The organism is Muriicola sp. SD30 (assembly GCF_041205185.1).
In the GTDB taxonomy this organism is placed as follows: domain Bacteria; phylum Bacteroidota; class Bacteroidia; order Flavobacteriales; family Flavobacteriaceae; genus Muriicola.
On the sequence record NZ_JBGEWB010000001.1, the window covers coordinates 430805 to 446956 of the forward strand.

General features: G+C 41.7%; 17 protein-coding genes. 13 read left to right on the forward strand and 4 right to left on the reverse strand.

Translation table 11 applies throughout. The annotated features are described in order from the left end of the window. Positions 1-22 precede the first annotated feature (22 nt). The 5 genes from AB8P51_RS01875 to dnaG all read left to right on the forward strand — a co-directional run bounded on the left by AB8P51_RS01875 (position 23) and on the right by dnaG (position 5674). Positions 23-1000: a polyprenyl synthetase family protein gene (locus AB8P51_RS01875; RefSeq protein WP_369747073.1), complete on the forward strand. Its 978-nt coding sequence runs from the start codon at positions 23-25 to the stop codon at positions 998-1000. A gap of 95 nt (positions 1001-1095) precedes the next feature. After that, positions 1096-1659: an RNA polymerase sigma factor gene (locus AB8P51_RS01880; RefSeq protein WP_369747074.1), complete on the forward strand. Its 564-nt coding sequence runs from the start codon at positions 1096-1098 to the stop codon at positions 1657-1659. Positions 1660-1669: 10 nt separating this feature from the next. Then, complete coding sequence (locus AB8P51_RS01885; protein ID WP_369747075.1) at positions 1670-2398, forward strand: hypothetical protein; 729 nt, start codon at positions 1670-1672, stop codon at positions 2396-2398. Positions 2399-2487: 89 nt separating this feature from the next. Further along, positions 2488-3573, forward strand: a complete 1086-nt coding sequence (locus tag AB8P51_RS01890; RefSeq protein ID WP_369747076.1) for a hypothetical protein — start codon at positions 2488-2490, stop codon at positions 3571-3573. 121 nt (positions 3574-3694) lie between these two features. Continuing rightward, complete coding sequence (gene dnaG, locus AB8P51_RS01895; RefSeq protein WP_369747077.1) at positions 3695-5674, forward strand: DNA primase; 1980 nt, start codon at positions 3695-3697, stop codon at positions 5672-5674. Between the two features lie 87 nt (positions 5675-5761). On the opposite strand, the gene AB8P51_RS01900 is transcribed toward dnaG, so the two are convergent. Together AB8P51_RS01900 and nadE are read right to left on the reverse strand one after the other, a co-directional pair. Next, the gene (locus AB8P51_RS01900) at positions 5762-6391 is read right to left on the reverse strand and encodes a response regulator (protein ID WP_369747078.1); all 630 of its coding nucleotides are present in this window, start codon (positions 6389-6391) and stop codon (positions 5762-5764) included. Positions 6392-6543: 152 nt separating this feature from the next. Further along, positions 6544-7344 (reverse strand): NAD(+) synthase, encoded by an 801-nt coding sequence (gene nadE / locus AB8P51_RS01905; RefSeq protein ID WP_369747079.1) that lies wholly within the window; start codon positions 7342-7344, stop codon positions 6544-6546. Between the two features lie 92 nt (positions 7345-7436). Between nadE and gldB the strand changes: the two genes are divergently transcribed. From gldB to AB8P51_RS01920, 3 genes are all read left to right on the forward strand, one after another. Next, positions 7437-8399 carry a gliding motility lipoprotein GldB gene (gene gldB, locus AB8P51_RS01910; RefSeq protein ID WP_369747080.1) on the forward strand — a complete coding sequence of 321 codons (963 nt, stop codon included), beginning with the start codon at positions 7437-7439 and terminating at the stop codon, positions 8397-8399. 4 nt (positions 8400-8403) lie between these two features. Next, on the forward strand, positions 8404-8739 hold the full coding sequence (gene gldC / locus AB8P51_RS01915) for a gliding motility protein GldC (protein ID WP_369747081.1): 336 nt from the start codon (positions 8404-8406) through the stop codon (positions 8737-8739). Between the two features lie 188 nt (positions 8740-8927). After that, positions 8928-9305: a GTPase gene (locus AB8P51_RS01920; RefSeq protein ID WP_369747082.1), complete on the forward strand. Its 378-nt coding sequence runs from the start codon at positions 8928-8930 to the stop codon at positions 9303-9305. A 41-nt stretch (positions 9306-9346) separates the two neighbouring features. Here the strand turns inward: AB8P51_RS01920 and yihA are convergent, their stop codons facing one another. Both yihA and AB8P51_RS01930 read right to left on the reverse strand, forming a co-directional pair. After that, a complete protein-coding gene (yihA, locus tag AB8P51_RS01925; protein WP_369747083.1) occupies positions 9347-9961 on the reverse strand; it encodes a ribosome biogenesis GTP-binding protein YihA/YsxC in 615 nt (204 codons plus the stop codon). A gap of 11 nt (positions 9962-9972) precedes the next feature. Next, entirely contained in the window at positions 9973-10737 is a 765-nt protein-coding gene (locus AB8P51_RS01930) for an alpha/beta fold hydrolase (RefSeq protein ID WP_369747084.1), read from the reverse strand. A gap of 262 nt (positions 10738-10999) precedes the next feature. On the opposite strand from AB8P51_RS01930, the gene mraZ reads away from it, so the two are divergent. From mraZ to AB8P51_RS01955, 5 genes are read left to right on the forward strand one after another with little or no spacing between them, the layout of a single operon-like run. Beyond that, positions 11000-11464, forward strand: coding sequence for a division/cell wall cluster transcriptional repressor MraZ (gene mraZ, locus AB8P51_RS01935; protein ID WP_369747085.1), 465 nt, complete (start codon positions 11000-11002; stop codon positions 11462-11464). Further along, on the forward strand, positions 11451-12347 hold the full coding sequence (gene rsmH / locus AB8P51_RS01940) for a 16S rRNA (cytosine(1402)-N(4))-methyltransferase RsmH (RefSeq protein WP_369747086.1): 897 nt from the start codon (positions 11451-11453) through the stop codon (positions 12345-12347). The genes mraZ and rsmH overlap by 14 nt, the downstream gene beginning before the upstream one ends. Positions 12348-12364: 17 nt before the next feature. Further along, positions 12365-12685, forward strand: coding sequence for an FtsL-like putative cell division protein (locus tag AB8P51_RS01945; RefSeq protein ID WP_369747087.1), 321 nt, complete (start codon positions 12365-12367; stop codon positions 12683-12685). Then, entirely contained in the window at positions 12686-14692 is a 2007-nt protein-coding gene (locus tag AB8P51_RS01950) for a penicillin-binding protein (RefSeq protein ID WP_369747088.1), read from the forward strand. After that, a complete protein-coding gene (locus AB8P51_RS01955) occupies positions 14689-16152 on the forward strand; it encodes a UDP-N-acetylmuramoyl-L-alanyl-D-glutamate--2,6-diaminopimelate ligase (protein ID WP_369747089.1) in 1464 nt (487 codons plus the stop codon). The genes AB8P51_RS01950 and AB8P51_RS01955 overlap by 4 nt, the downstream gene beginning before the upstream one ends.

Sequence of the window (16152 nt, forward strand, 5' to 3'; positions counted from 1 at the left end):
ATCTAGTAACAATCCTCCGGAATTGAAAGTAGTCTCGCAAATAAAAGAACCCGTAAGCAGGGAAATGGAATTATTTGAACAGAAGTTCTTTGATTCTATGTCCTCCAAAGTGGCTCTGCTAAATCGAATCACCTATTACATCGTCAATAGGAAAGGTAAGCAGATGCGACCCATGTTTGTCTTCCTGACGGCAAAAATGGTCAATGACGGGGAGGTAAACGAGCGCACCTACAGGGGAGCATCGGTTATCGAACTTATCCATACAGCCTCCCTGGTTCACGATGATGTTGTGGATGAAAGTTATAAAAGAAGGGGTTTCTTCTCCATCAATGCCTTGTGGAAAAATAAGATTGCTGTCCTGGTGGGGGATTATTTACTCTCCAAAGGAATGCTGCTATCAGTAGAGCACGGGGATTTTGACCTGCTCAGGATAATCTCTGTCGCCATAAGAGAGATCAGCGAAGGGGAATTACTGCAACTGGAGAAAGCAAGACGTCTAGATATCGATGAAGAAGTCTATTACGATATCATCAGGCAAAAAACAGCCACACTTATTGCTGCCTGCTGCAGCCTGGGGGCCTGTTCCGTAAAGCCCGATTCTCCACATGTGGAAACCTTTCGCAAGTTTGGCGAACTATGTGGGATGGCCTTTCAGATAAAAGACGACCTTTTTGATTACGGAGAAACGAAAATAGGCAAGCCCACGGGGATTGACATCAAGGAACAAAAAATGACTCTTCCTCTTATCTATGCCCTGAACAAAGCATCGGAAAAAGATAAACGCTGGCTTATCAATTCGGTAAAAAATCACAACAAGGACAAGAAGCGTGTAAAAGAGGTAATTCAGTTTGTGAAAGATCAGGGCGGGCTGGAGTATGCCGAATCAAAAATGCACGAATACCAGGAAAAAGCGCTTGAATTGCTGGACACTTACCCGGCCTCACCTTATAAAGAAGCCCTGCAACTGATGGTTAACTATGTGGTTGATCGCAAGAAGTAGTATTCAGGAATTTAATAAGGATTCATTCTTTTTTTTCATATCCAGGCAACGTTTTTGATGTTTGTCTCGTCTATTAAAACAGAAGGACTAACTACATGAAGATTATTTCATTGTACGAGAACGAAAAGGTAACCCTTAGAAAAGCCATAAAGGGAAACCGGAATGCGCAGCGCATCCTCTATGAAAAACACTCACCTAAAATGCTTTCGGTGTGCAGGCAATACATCAAGGATGTTCATTTTGCGGAGGATGTAATGATAAGCGGATTTGTAAAAGTCTTTAAGGGCTTGCATTCCTTCAGGTTTGAAGGGAGCTTCGAAGGCTGGATACGGCGAATAATGGTTCGTGAGGCCGTTTCGTATCTGCGGAAAAACCAGTTTGTGGTATTCGACTCTGAAAAAATTGAAAGTTATACGGAGGAAGTGATGTATCACGAATCCCTCCTGCAGGTTGAAGAAGTCCAGAAGCTGATCGATACCCTGCCAGAAGGCTATAAAATGGTATTTGTTCTATACGCAGTGGAAGGATATAAACACAGGGAAATTGCCGAATTACTTCAGATTTCTGAAAGCACTTCTAAATCGCAGTTATTTAAGGCAAGGCAATTTCTGCAACAACGTATCAGTAGTTTGGAAATTAAGAAGAAGACAAAATCTTAAGAAAAAAATTATGGAAAAGAACCGCTTCGATAATAAAATTAGAGAGGTACTGGAGGAACGAACAATAAATCCTTCCAAGCGTTCCTGGTCTGTTATTGAAACTCAACTGGGATCTGCCGCGGCTACGAATAGGGGAGCATATTGGAAATATGGGATTGCGGCAGGATTTATAGGGATTGTATTTATTTCGGGTTTTCTTTTATCTCCAAAAGCTGACGAACCTATTCCGGGCAATGAGGTAGTTAATTCCACGAACGAAACTAAGCGGGATGTACCCGCGATAATGGAAGAAGAACCCTCCGAATTAAAATCGGTAATTGCTGTACAGTCTGAATCAGAGAATGAGTCCAGTTACAAGCCGGAGCAGCAGATGGGAAGGAATTCGGAAATAGCTGAGGTCTTGCAGGAAGATAAAGAAGAAGACATGCAGCAATCGGCGAAGGAAATTTTGCAGACTGAGAAATTGGATATCAAGATTGCTGAAGTTGTGGCACAGGTTGCTATTCTGGAAAAGTCACAGGGTATTGTGTCTGATGAAGTGATTGATTCCCTGCTGATGGAAGCTCAGGCAGAATTGTTGAATGAGAGACCTGTTCAGGATTATGCTAGGGTCGATGCCCTGGCTCTTTTAGCTGATGTGGAAGAGGAAGTTAATCGCTCCTTCAGAGACCAGTTATTTGAGAAACTAAAGGACGGCTATTTAAAAGTAAGAACGGCTATAGCCTACAGAAACGAATAATTACAATTTAATAATAATAAATACTTTCTTCATAGCTCACCTATGAGGCCGGGAAGAGTTTGTTCATCAATCAAATAAAATCAAAAATCATGACAACATTAACAAGAGTAACCCTGACCTTTATTATTTTTCTTCTCATTCAGAGTCTGAATGCTCAGACAGAAGTTCAGCAGAAAATAGATTCACTTCAGCAGCAGAAGCAGCGGGTTGCCTTACAGGAGAAAGAAGCCCTGAAGAAAGAAGTGGAAGCTATCGTTATGAGGCAAAAGAGCGGAGAGATAACTGCGGAGGAAGCCCGGGAATTAAAAGAGGAGGCGGCGCGAAAAAGGGCGCTTAATATTGAAAATAAACTGGCAATTCTAGATAATACAATTGCGCTGATGCAGCGGAATGGAGGAGTGACAGATACTGAACAGGACAGTACGGCGTATGTGACCAAGATAGAAATTGGCTGGGGTCACCGGGATACAGAGAACAGCAGGATTTTTGGGATCCGGTATTTGGATAACAATGAACCAAAACCAGTAGTTTACGACCGGAGAACGTATTCGGATCTGGTGCTGGCCTTCGGGATCAATAACGCCATCATCGACGGTCAGTCGCTGGGGGACTCTCCCTATGAGTTAGGCGGCAGCCGATTTTTCGAACTAGGGGTATCATGGAGGACAAGGGTCTTTAAGAACACTAATTTTATGCGTATTAATTACGGATTGTCTTTACAATTTAATGGTCTGCAACCCAAGGATAATCAATACTTTGTCGCCGACGGGCCGGAGACGACCCTGGAAACCTTTGACGTTGACCTTAGAAAGTCAAAACTCCGTATGGACAACCTCGTAGTCCCTGTCTATTTTGAATTTGGACCTTCAAAGTTTACAGAAACGGAGACGAAGATAAGGTACTCGATAAGGAACCAGTTTCGCATTGGTTTCGGAGGTTTTGCAGGATTTAATATGGGAACCCGTCAAAAACTTAAGTACGACAGAAATGGGGAAAGGGTAAAAGATAAATTAAAACGAGGGTACAATAGCAGTGATTTTGTTTATGGGATAGGGGCATATGTGGGCATAGACGGCGTATTGTTGTATACCAAATACGACCTTAACCCAATATTTCAGGATGCCAGCATAGAACAGAGAAATATTTCTTTTGGCCTGAGATTCGATATGGATTAAGAAATAATTAGCGTATCCATAGCAGTGTTGCATCGCAATTGCAGTATACTTCAGAAAACAGGGATTTGTTTTTATAACCGTCCCTGTTTGTGTATTTTTACTCCTCTTTAATAATTCTCATTTGATCTCAAAATCGACCATTGACCAGGTTTATGAAACTGCCCGTGTAGAGGAGGTTATAGGTGATTTTGTAAGCCTGAAAAAATCCGGTTCTAATTTTAAAGGCCTTAGCCCTTTTACAGATGAACGGACTCCCAGTTTTATGGTGTCTCCGGTAAAACAGATCTGGAAGGATTTTAGTAGCGGTAAAGGGGGTAATGTTGTTGCGTTCTTAATGGAACACGAACACTTTACATATCCTGAGGCGATTAAATACCTTGCCAAAAAATACCAGATTGAAATAGAGGAAACCGAACAATCAGATGAACAAAAAGAGCAGGCCAATGAACGCGAGAGCTTATATCTCGTCTCTGAATTCGCCCAGGAGTACTACCAGAACATATTATGGGATACAGAACCCGGGAAGGCAGTTGGTCTCAGCTATTTTAAAGAGAGGGGGTTTACAGAAGAAACCATACGTCATTTTGGCCTGGGATATGGCCTTGATGAATGGGATGCCTTTACCTCACATGCCCTGGAAAAAGGATATCAACTCGATTATCTCGAAAAAACAGGCCTGACCATCGTAAAGGACGATCCCAGAAATCCGGGGATTAAAAGAAAATTTGACCGGTTTAAAGGAAGGGTTCTCTTTCCTATACATTCATTAAGTGGCAGAGTACTGGGCTTTGGAGGTCGTATATTAGGGAACGATAAAAAAGCAGCGAAATACCTCAATTCGCCGGAAAGCGAAATCTACCATAAAAGTAAGGTTCTTTACGGGATTTACTATGCAAAACAAGCCATAGCCAAAGAGGACAATTGCTATCTGGTGGAGGGTTATACAGATGTTATTCAAATGTATCAGAGGGGAATCCACAACGTTGTGGCTTCCAGCGGGACGGCCCTGACGCCCGATCAGATACGCATTATCAACCGATTAACCAGGAATATTACAGTGCTGTTCGACGGGGATGCCGCCGGTGTACGGGCTTCGCTACGGGGGGTAGACCTTATTCTTGAACAGGGTATGAATGTGCGTATCTGTACATTTCCGGAGGGAGAAGACCCCGACAGTTTTGCCAAGAATAATGCCTATGAAGATGTCCTTGCCTATCTGGAAGAACATGCCAAGGATTTTATTCAGTTTAAAACATCCCTTCTTGCAGAGGAAGCAGCAAATGATCCCATTAAAAAAGCGGATACTATTCGGGATATAGTAAATAGCATCTCCAAAATTCCGGATCGCATCAAACGTGAAATATACATACAGCAATGTGCTGCGATGATGAATATTTCAGAAGAGGTACTTTTTAACACCCTCGCACAGATCAGCAGGAAAGAAAATACCGAGGCCAGGAAACAAGAAAGGCAGCAGCAAAAGGCGTTTGAAGTAGTCAGAGAGCACCCTAAAGAAGCCAAGGTAGATGTGCAATTTGAGCTGGAGCGCAAGATAATTGAGATCCTCCTTCTTTACGGAAAGGAAGAACAGCAATTCGAGGATCTGGTTCTTAAAGAAAATGAAGAAGGAGAATTGGTCCTTGAACCTGAAAAGGTTGAAGCCAAGGTTTACGAAAAGATTTACCTCGACCTGCAGGAAGATGAGATCGAACTTACTCATGATCAATTCAAGATTATCTATTACAAGCTCATGGAATCTCTGAATGAGAAAGAAGATTTCCAACTCTCAGCATTTTTAAACGACCTGGATCAGGAATTGGTGAATAACATCTCTTCCATTCTGATGGAGGAGGAGAAGTACAACCTCCACAACTGGGAACGAAAAGATATTTATCCCAAAGAGAAATCCGGAACCATTGCTCAGCTTGTAAGCGAAACCATCCTTACTCTGAGGTGCTACCTGATAAAAAAGAGGATCTACAGTCTCCAACAGAACACCGAGGAAGAATCGGAGGATAATAATGAGGTGCTGGAAGAAATCGTCAATTATCTCCAGCTCAATAAATTACTCAATAATAAATTAAACCGGGTCCTGTCTTAATACCCGGATTTCCGGCACGATAGACAGGAAAAGAACATAAAAAAAGCCCCCATCAAGAAACGGGAGCTTTCATCTTGTCTAAAATGTTTAATACAATTCCAAAGCTTTTGCCTGCTGCAGTAAATCCACAAGGTTGTCTACATTGAGTTTTTTCATCAAACGAGACTTGTAGGTGCTTACCGTTTTTTCATTCAGGTTCAGGCCTTCTGCCACATCCTTATTTCGTTTACCACTCGCAAGAAGCTTTAAAACTTCTACTTCCCTGGTAGATAATTTCCTGAAGAATCTTCGCTGTTTTTGTGTTCCTTCATCAAACGCCAGACGCTGAGCCAGTTCGTTAGTGATGAACATCTTTGCACTACCTACCTTTTTTACGGCAGTAATAATATAGTCCAATTCTGAGGTTTTCGACAGATATCCGAATGCTCCAGCTCTTATTGTACTTAAGGCGTATACGTCTTCCGACTGTCCGCTGTAGATGAGTACCTTTACGTCGGGATACTCTTTTTTCATCTTCCTTAAAGTAGCAATTCCATTGATTTCAGGAATATCCATTTCTAATATAACCACGTCTGGTTTAACTTTTTCTAAAGTGCTAAAAAGTTCAGTGGTTGTTGAAACGTCTCCTAAAACTTCGAATTCCGGAACAGTGTTAAGGACTTCTTTGATTCCCAATCGGACAATAGGATGATTGTCTGCAATTAAAATATTGATCATTGTTGGTTTTTTCTGAATACTATACGTACATCTTACGTATAACCCTAACACGCAATGTAAGGTTTTAATATCATATTTCTAAGGCAAAACTGTAATAATTTTATGGTTTTACTACAATTTGCGACCAACAATTCGTCTTAATAGCTTGATTCTTAGGTGATCGGTTGTTTTAGTGTATCAGGAATCTCACAAATTGGTATAGGAATCATCTTATGTTTATTGGCAGAATTGTACTTCTTATAAATGGCAAAAACTTCTGCTTCACGATTTTTGAAGTCCTCAATGCTTTTCCCTTCATCATCCATTTTCATGGCCCACTCCAATTCGGGGTAGGAAGCTCCAATCTGATCCTCATCGGTTCTGTCGTCTCCCCAGAGTCCATCTGTCGGAGGTGCCATTAGTATTTCTTTACTTACACCTAGGAATGAACCAATCTCGTACACTTCTGTTTTCAGCAGGTCTGCAATAGGACTGAGGTCTACCCCTCCATCTCCGTATTTTGTGTAGAATCCAATCCCAAAATCTTCTACCTTATTACCTGTACCTGCTACCAGGTACCCCAATAAAGCTGCGAAGTAATAAAGAGTGGTCATTCGTAGTCGCGCACGGGTATTGGCAAGTGACATAAATCGTTCTTCCTCGTTATCTACTTTTGGCAAGGAACCTACCAGCTGATCAAAGACCGGGGTGAGGTTTACCGGTTGCCTGCTGACATTAGGATATTTTTCCATCAGCCAGTCTATATGCCTGTCGGCTCTGGTAACCTGACTTTCCCCCTGGTGTATGGGCATTTCAACGCATAATACCTTCAGGCCCGTACGGGCACAGAGTGCAGACGTGACCGCAGAATCTATTCCACCTGAAACCCCTACTACAAATCCTTTCATTCCGGCATTCAGGGTATAATCCTTCAACCATTCTACAATATGATCTACTACTTTGTCTGTTTGCATAATGCGCTTTTTTAAATTCAAATACTGTAACTTTGGCCCCGTAAAAATAACCCCTGTAAACCGAATATTAAAACAGATAAGGCTTTACTTTTATGCAAAAGACAACAGTATGGGTTTTAGTAATTCTTATTCTATTCTCGGCTTGTAGGGAGGAAAAAGGAATTCCGGAAGCAATTGCAAACAGACCAGTAGCTCTGAATGTGCTCAGATTCGACAAGGAGTTTGCCGGGGCCACTCCGGCTACACTTCCACAGATCAAACAAAAATACCCTTACTTTTTTCCTCCTCAGTATTCAGATAGCGTCTGGATCGCAAAACTGCAGGACAGTATTCAGATGGAGTTAAGGCAGGCTGTAGATAGTACTTTTACAGATTTTAAAGAGCAGGAGGAAGAATTAACACTGCTTTTTAAACATATTACGTATTACTTCCCGAATTATCAGGTGCCGACCCTGATTACGCTTACTACAGATGTCGATTATGAAAACCGTATCATCCTTACGGATAGCCTGCTCCTGATAGGGTTGGATAATTATCTCGGGAAGGATCATAGGTTTTATGCGGGGATTGACCGGTATATTGCCAAGGGGCTGGAGAAAGAATACCTCCAAAGTGACATTGTAAGTGCACTTTCGAAAAAAATTATTCCTTATCCCGAGAATCGAAGTTTTTTGGCTCAAATGGTGTACTATGGAAAAGAACTTTATTTGAAAGACCTTCTTCTTTCATGGCAGTCTGATGAACAAAAGATAGGATACGAGCCAAATGAGTTAGTATGGGCGGAGGCGAACGAAGAACAAATCTGGCGATACTTCATTGAACGGGAGTTGCTTTTTAGTACCGACACCAAGTTGGGTCCCCGATTTCTGGATCCTGCACCTTTCTCAAAATTCAGACTTGAACTGGACAACGAATCCCCGGGACGTCTTGGAAGGTATATGGGGTGGAAAATCGTCAGAGCATTTATGGAAAGAACGAGTACTCCTGTTTCGGAATTGTGGAATTTACCCGCGGAAACCATCTTTAAACAATCAAATTATAAACCTCAGAAGTAAGAAAATGGCAAAAGAAGAGTCTTCAGAAATCACTTTAAGAATTACTCTTGATGAGAATCGGATTCCTGAAAAATTAAACTGGTCTGCAGAAGACGGAGGTATTGTAGATGAGGAAGCCAAGGCAATGTTGCTTTCCGTCTGGGATAGTAAAAATAAGGAGTCGCTTAAGATCGACCTCTGGACGAAAGACATGCCTCTCGATGAAATGAAGGTCTTTTTTCACCAAACATTAGTGGCCCTCTCTGATACCTTTATGAAGGCAACTCAGGACGAGAAGATGACGGCCACTATGAAGGACTTTTGTTCATATTTTGCTGAAAAGCTCGAATTGAATTCCTGAGCAACATGAGAGCCTGATTAGATTTGCGTAGATCCCTGGTTGGCAAATACACTTGTGTTTGCTTTATAGAGCATTTTCTTCATTATAGGTGATGTATTAATTCCTGTTAAAGTAGTAAGGAAGTCTGTTGTGTTTCGTCTACGATGTTTGAATCCCAAACTCGTAAAGAATTTTTAAAATCATTATTTGTGCCCGGAGATCCAATTAAGAAATTACTTTTTGTGTACAATGCAGATTCAGGGCTGATGAATGGCTTCTTTGATGCCGCGCATAAGGCCTTAAATCCAGACACCTATCAATGCAGGCTTTGCGAACTGACTTATGGGAAATTCAGAGAGAAATCGATCTGGAAAAGGTTTCGAAAGGAACATAACATCCCGATGGAATTTCTACATAAGGATGAGTTTTTAGCGCAATATTCCTCCAAATTCATGCCTCGGTACTCTTTCCCGGTTGTTCTTGAGCTCTCAGACCATGAAATCGGTCTCTTTTTAAGTACTGAAGAAATCAATGAATTACAAAATACCGAAGAATTGATCGGAGCAATCCGGAAAAGATTGGATTGATAAGATGATCCAAGGTGCAAATATCCCCGGCTAAATCTTGATTAGAGCTTCTGCTTGTAAAACTCAATATTTATACCATCTATATAAGCCAGGATCTCATCTCTGCCAATGGCTTTGAGGGAGGAGGTCACAAAATACTGCGGAGCTTCTTCCCACATGTCGTCAGTCATAGTTTTAAGATAGGCCTGAACCTGCCTGTCGATAGCCTTGGGTTTGAGTTTGTCTGCCTTTGTAAAAATGATTGAAAACGGGATCTGATTTTCTCCCAGCCAGGCCATAAAATTGAGGTCTATGGGTTGGGGTTCGTGGCGAATATCGATAAGTACAAATGCACTCAGAAGCTGTGATCTTTTTAAAAAGTACTCGGTAATATATTTTTGAAAGGTTTTTTTGTCTTTTTTAGATACCCTGGCGTAGCCATATCCCGGTAAATCCACCAAAAACCAGTTCTTATTGATTTTAAAATGATTGATCAGCTGGGTCTTGCCTGGTCTGCCTGAGGTCTTAGCCAGGGACTTACGCTGAGTAAGCATATTGATCAGCGAGCTTTTTCCGACATTGGATCGGCCTATAAAGGCGTATTCGGGAATGGGATCAGAAGGGCAATGGGCAACACTGGAATTGCTCATGACAAAGTCGGCCGACTTTATTTTCATGATTTCCGGATTTAGAATTTACGCTTCTCCAGCCATTTGGCAAGAATATCATTGAATTCATCGGGATGTTCCATCATAGGAGCATGCCCGCATTTCTCAATCCAGAATAAATCCGAATCGGGGAGAAGTTCATGAAACTCTTTGGCTACATTGGGAGGTGTTACAGAATCGTTTTCCCCCCATATAATACATGTAGGGGTGAGCATATGAGGCAGGTCTTTGGACATATTATGCCTGATGGCACTTTTGGCGATTGCCAGAGTTTTAACCAGTTTCATCCGATCATTTACAGTGGCAAATACCTCATCGACTATTTCTTTGGTGGCAACTGCAGGATCATAGAATACATCCTGTGCTTTTTTCTTGATAAATTCGTAATCCCCACGTTTGGGATACCCATCTCCCATAGCACTTTCATATAGGCCGGAACTACCGGTGATAACAAGTGCCTTCACCATTTCAGGGTATAGTTTGGTATGCAGTAATCCAATATGTCCGCCTAAAGAGTTTCCCAGAAGAATAACATCTTTTAGCCCTTTATATTCGATAAACTGCTCGAGGTATTTGGCAAAATTCTTAACGTTGGTCTTGAGCATTGGCATGCTGTAGATTGGCAATTCGGGAACTAGTACCTGATACCCTTTTTTAGGAAAGTAATTGGTTACACCTTCAAAATTACTCAGCCCTCCCATCAGGCCGTGAAGTATGATCATAGGCGTGCCTTCACCGACTTCTATATATCGGTATTTCCCATCGGTCTTAATTGAATTCTCCATGCTCGACAGCTTCGGTTGTCAGTTGGCAAATATAGGCATTTCCCTCATATAGGGTCATTTAATTGAGATGACCCTGAATTGTCACTACATCTTAGCGGGAAATACTTTTAGGTATTAGGAACCATTGTATTTAACACAATTACAAAGGTAGTTCCAAAGGTTAAATATTCTAATTTTTATGAACAAAGTGGTAATTTGTGGTAAATAGTGGTAATAATTTCTATATATTTGAGTTTATATACGGTAGACCAACCAGATTTGAATGATCAATTTCATTGGAACATATGAATGCAAGGCCGATGTAAAGGGAAGGGTAATGATACCCGTTACCCTGAAGAATCAAATGGCTCCCGTAATAAATAAGGGTTTTGTAATCAAGCGCTCTGTTTTTCAGCCTTGCCTGGAGCTTTATCCCATGGAAGAATGGAATCTGCTTATGCAGAAAATGAACCGTAAAAATCGATTCAAGAAAAAGAATAACGATTTTATAAGAAGGTTTTCGGCGGGGGTTAAACCTGTTGAAATCGATGCTACTGGCCGATTGTTGATTCCAAAAAACCTTATTGCTATTGCTGGTATTTCCAAGGAAGTGGTGCTGAGTTCGGCAATTAATATAATTGAAATTTGGGATAAAGACAGCTACGAAAAAGTACTGGATGAAACAGCTGAGAATTTTGCAGAATTAGCTGAAGAGGTAATGGGTGAAGATGGTGATGAGTTATCATAATCCGGTATTGCTCGGTCCATCAGTGGACGGGCTCAACATAAAAAAAGATGGTGTCTATGTAGACGTCACGTTTGGAGGGGGAGGTCATTCCAAAGCTATATTGGAAAGGCTGGGAAAAGAAGGAAGGTTGATCGCTTTTGATCAGGATGAAGACGCTCTGGACAATGAGATAAAGGATGACCGATTTACACTGATCAATGAAAATTTCAGGTATCTCGGTCAGTTTTTAAAGTTCTATGGAATTCGGAAAGTGAATGGGATCCTTGCAGATTTCGGTGTTTCCTCGCATCAATTCGACAGTGCAAAGCGGGGTTTTTCTACTCGTTTTGAAGGCGATCTGGATATGAGAATGTCACAAAGAAATGAACTGTCGGCTTACGAAGTGATCAACGAATACTCAGCAAAGGATTTGGGACGGGTTTTAAAGGTCTATGGCGAACTCAGAAATGCCGAAGCTATGGCCAGGAGCCTGGTTGAGGCAAGAGAAAAGAATCCTGTAAAGACCTCGTCAGAACTGAAACATGTTTTAAAAAGGTTTTTACCCGCACATAAAGAGCATAAAATTCTGGCCCAGATTTATCAGGCGGTTAGAATTGAAGTGAATCAGGAATTGGAGGCAATTAAGGAATTTCTGCTTCAGACGCCAGATTTGCTGGTTGAAGGAGGACGCTTGAGTATAATCAGTTACCATTCACTGGAAGACAGATTGGTAAAACGGTTTATCCTAACGGGAAACTTTGAAGGGGAATTGGAAAAGGACTTCTACGGAAAACCGATAAAACCATTCAAAAAAGCAGGAAATCTCGTGGTCCCAACAGAAGAAGAGATTAAACAAAACAACCGGGCACGAAGTGCCAAATTGAGAATTGCAGAACGCATTTAAAAATATTGAGCAACGAAATGAAAAAAGGAATCGTATCCATTTTAAAAGGCAAGTTTCTCGTTAGTGGGGACGCTCCAAAAAACTGGCTGTTCCTGGTATTTGCTTCATTCCTGGCAACAGTAATGATATCGAGCTCCCATAGTGCCGACAGAAAAGTACATCAGCTTGCTGCTCTTAACGAAGAAGTAAAGGAATTGCGTAGTCAATTTGTGGAAATGCGTTCGGATGTACAAAAGCTAAAATTAGAGTCGACTGTACGTTTGACCGTAGCAGAAAAAGGTTTGCTCCCGTCCGAGACACCCCCAAAGAAGATTAAAGTAAAATCAATCACCCCATAAATGGCATTTTCCAGTAAGCACATTTTAACCAGGTTGTATCTCGTTGCCGGAGGACTGTTCGTTTTTGGCGGCCTGGTGCTGTTTAAGCTGGTGAGTATTCAAATGGTGCAGGGTGATAAATACAAAGAACTGGCTTTGCAGCGAACAGAGAAAATGTTCACTATCCCACCTAACCGGGGAAATCTGTATTCTGATGACGGAAGTTTGCTGGCAACTTCTGTTTCCAAATACGCTATCAGATTTGATGCAGTTACCGTAAAAGATGAGGATTTTCAGCGGCATGCCGGGCCGCTTGCCGCCAAACTGGGTGCTTTATTAAATAAGCCTGCATCTCATTTTGAACGCCTCCTTCGCAAAGCTAAAGTCAATAAAAACAGATATGCTCTTATCGCCCGAAACCTGGATTATTCCCAGTATATGAGTATAAAAGAGTTCCCGCTTTTTAATATGGGGCCATACCGGGGTGGACTAATAGTAGATCAGAAAACAGTACGCGAACACCCTTTGGGAAAGATAGCCGAACGAAGCGTGGGATACGAAAGGTTTGATGAAAACGGCTATGTTACCCGAGTAGGTCTTGAAGGTGCTTTTGGCGAATACCTGAGAGGGAAAGAAGGGAAACGACTCAAGCAAAAAATTGCCAAAGGGCAATGGAAGCCTATCGGACTTGACAATATTATAGAACCTCAGGATGGGTACGATGTTATTTCTACCATTGATATCAACATTCAGGACATCGCCCATCATGCCTTGCTCAGGCAGTTGGAAAAATACAAAGCCGACCACGGCTCTGTCATCGTTATGGAGACCCATACAGGGGAGATAAAAGCAATTTCCAATTTGGGCAGGACTGCAGATGACAAATACTACGAAAGACTGAATTATGCTGTTGGAGAATCACATGAACCGGGATCGACATTTAAACTGATGTCACTGGTGGCTGCTCTGGAAGATAAAGTAGTAGATACCAGCAGTATTATAGATACGGAAAAAGGGAGGTGGCGCCTTTACGACCGAATCGTGAGAGATTCAAAACACGGGGGATATGGTAAGATTTCTGTAGCTGAAGCTTTTGAAGTTTCATCCAATACGGCATTTGCCAAAATGATCCACAATAATTATAAGAACAATCCCCAGGCATTCGTCAACCGACTTATGCAGATGGAATTGCATAAAGATCTCGGTCTTCCAATAAAGGGAGAAGGGGTACCGGTGATAAGAAATCCGGGAGATAAAGGCTGGTCTGGAATTTCCCTGGCATGGATGTCTCACGGCTATGAGGTGGCCATGACCCCCCTCCAAATACTTGCTTTTTACAATGCAATTGCCAACGACGGAGAACTTCTTAGGCCGAGACTTATTAAGGAAGTAAAAGAGTGGAATAATACCATTCAGGAATTTGACAAGGAAGTGATTAATCCTGCTATATGTTCTAAGGAAACCGTGCGCAAGGTACAGCAATTACTTAAAAATGTTGTGGAGAAAGAGCATGGAACAGGCCACAAATTATATGCTGAGGACTTTTCAATGGCAGGTAAGACGGGTACGGCCCAAAAGAATTATGTGGGGAAAGATCCGGATAAGCTTAGGTACATTTCCACCTTTGCAGGTTATTTCCCTGCGGATGATCCCAAGTATTCCTGCATAGTGGTCATCCATGAACCCGATAAAAGTGTAGGCTACTATGGAGCCGATGTGTCAGGGCCGGTATTCAAATCCATAGCACAAAAGATTTATTCAAATAATCCGCTGGTCGATGAGGTAGCAAACCTCGAACCCTATAATGAGGCACTTGAACAGGCCTATGAATCTTATTATCAGGAAGCGCAAAAAGAATTGACGATCATGCCCAATTTAAAAGGTATGAGTGGGATGGATGCCATTTCCATCCTGGAAAACCTCGGCCTGCAGGTAGAAGTTAAAGGAAATGGAAAAGTAAAGAAGCAATCGGTTAGTCAGGGAACCCGTCTTAATCAGGTTTCTAAAATAGTTCTCGAACTCTCATGAAGTCATTAAAAGACATATTATATGGAGTTAGCCTTACAGCGGTTAGCGGTACTACCGCCAAACTCGTGAATCAAATATGTTTTGATTCCAGAATGGTTGCTCTTGATGATGTGTTTGTGGCTATAAGGGGAACACAATCCGACGGACACGATTTTATAGAAAAAGCCATTGCTAAAGGAGCTAATGCAATCATTTGTGAGCAGTTACCGGATAAGCTCGTCAATGAGGTGAGCTATATTGAAGTAAGTGATACTAAAAAGGCGCTGGCTATAATGGCCTCAAATTTTTATGAGAATCCCTCTAAAAATTTAAAATTAATAGGGGTCACAGGTACCAACGGGAAAACAACGGTAAGTACCCTTTTATACCAACTCTTTAAAAAAGCCGGATTTAAGGTAGGGTTGCTATCAACCATCAGGATCATGGTTGACGACAAGGAGTACGACACTCTACACACTACCCCTGACGCCCTTACCATAAATTACCATTTATCCCTGATGAGTGAGGAAGGAGTGGAATACTGCTTTATGGAAGCCAGTTCGCATGGTATCGATCAGAAACGCACAGAAGGCCTTGTTTTTGCAGGGGCTATTTTTACGAATCTCTCACATGATCACCTGGATTACCACAAATCTTTTGCTGAATACAGAGATGCAAAAAAGACCTTGTTTGATCACCTGCCTAAAACGGCCTTTGCCTTATCAAATATGGATGATAAGAACGGCCTGGTCATGTTACAGAATACCAAGGCCAGAAAATTTACTTATGCCCTTAAATCCTATGCTGATTACCGGGCACAAATCCTGGAAAATCAATTTAGCGGGCAACTGCTGAAGATTGATAACAATGAATTATGGACTAAGCTCATTGGGAATTTCAATGCTTACAATGTACTGGCGATTTATGCTACCGCTGATTTGCTTGGGTTAGATAAACTCGAAACCCTGAAGTTGCTCAGTGAGCTGGAAAATGTAAGTGGAAGATTTCAATACTATATATCAAAGAATCGCATAACGGCTATTGTTGATTATGCCCATACGCCGGACGCTTTAAAAAATGTACTGGAAACAATCAGTGCATTGAGGACTGGAAATGAAAACGTCATCACCGTAGTGGGGTGTGGTGGTGATCGTGACAAGTCTAAGCGTCCGGTAATGGGGCATATCGCTACCTCCCTTAGTAACAAGGTTATTTTCACCAGCGACAATCCAAGGACGGAACCTCCCGCCAACATTATTTCAGAAATGGAAGCAGGGGTAGAACCCCAGAACACAATGAAGGTACTGTCTATTGAAAACAGGAAACAGGCTATCAAAACAGCCTGCCAACTTGCCGATGCAAAGGATATAATACTCCTGGCCGGGAAAGGACATGAAACCTACCAGGAAACTAATGGCAACAGGACTGATTTTGATGATTTTAAAATCGTCAAACAAGTATTGAAGGATCTAAAAAAATAG

What these genes read in the sequence shown, in the direction of transcription:
- AB8P51_RS01880 (WP_369747074.1), top strand. Translation starts at nt 1,096, where the DNA reads ATGAAGATTATTTCATTGTACGAGAACGAAAAGGTAACCCTTAGAAAA.
- AB8P51_RS01885 (WP_369747075.1), top strand. Translation starts at nt 1,670, where the DNA reads ATGGAAAAGAACCGCTTCGATAATAAAATTAGAGAGGTACTGGAGGAA.
- AB8P51_RS01890 (WP_369747076.1), top strand. Translation starts at nt 2,488, where the DNA reads ATGACAACATTAACAAGAGTAACCCTGACCTTTATTATTTTTCTTCTC.
- AB8P51_RS01900 (WP_369747078.1), bottom strand. Translation starts at nt 6,391, where the DNA reads ATGATCAATATTTTAATTGCAGACAATCATCCTATTGTCCGATTGGGA.
- nadE (WP_369747079.1), bottom strand. Translation starts at nt 7,344, where the DNA reads ATGCAAACAGACAAAGTAGTAGATCATATTGTAGAATGGTTGAAGGAT.
- gldB (WP_369747080.1), top strand. Translation starts at nt 7,437, where the DNA reads ATGCAAAAGACAACAGTATGGGTTTTAGTAATTCTTATTCTATTCTCG.
- gldC (WP_369747081.1), top strand. Translation starts at nt 8,404, where the DNA reads ATGGCAAAAGAAGAGTCTTCAGAAATCACTTTAAGAATTACTCTTGAT.
- yihA (WP_369747083.1), bottom strand. Translation starts at nt 9,961, where the DNA reads ATGAAAATAAAGTCGGCCGACTTTGTCATGAGCAATTCCAGTGTTGCC.
- AB8P51_RS01930 (WP_369747084.1), bottom strand. Translation starts at nt 10,737, where the DNA reads ATGGAGAATTCAATTAAGACCGATGGGAAATACCGATATATAGAAGTC.
- mraZ (WP_369747085.1), top strand. Translation starts at nt 11,000, where the DNA reads ATGATCAATTTCATTGGAACATATGAATGCAAGGCCGATGTAAAGGGA.
- rsmH (WP_369747086.1), top strand. Translation starts at nt 11,451, where the DNA reads ATGAGTTATCATAATCCGGTATTGCTCGGTCCATCAGTGGACGGGCTC.
- AB8P51_RS01945 (WP_369747087.1), top strand. Translation starts at nt 12,365, where the DNA reads ATGAAAAAAGGAATCGTATCCATTTTAAAAGGCAAGTTTCTCGTTAGT.
- AB8P51_RS01950 (WP_369747088.1), top strand. Translation starts at nt 12,686, where the DNA reads ATGGCATTTTCCAGTAAGCACATTTTAACCAGGTTGTATCTCGTTGCC.
- AB8P51_RS01955 (WP_369747089.1), top strand. Translation starts at nt 14,689, where the DNA reads ATGAAGTCATTAAAAGACATATTATATGGAGTTAGCCTTACAGCGGTT.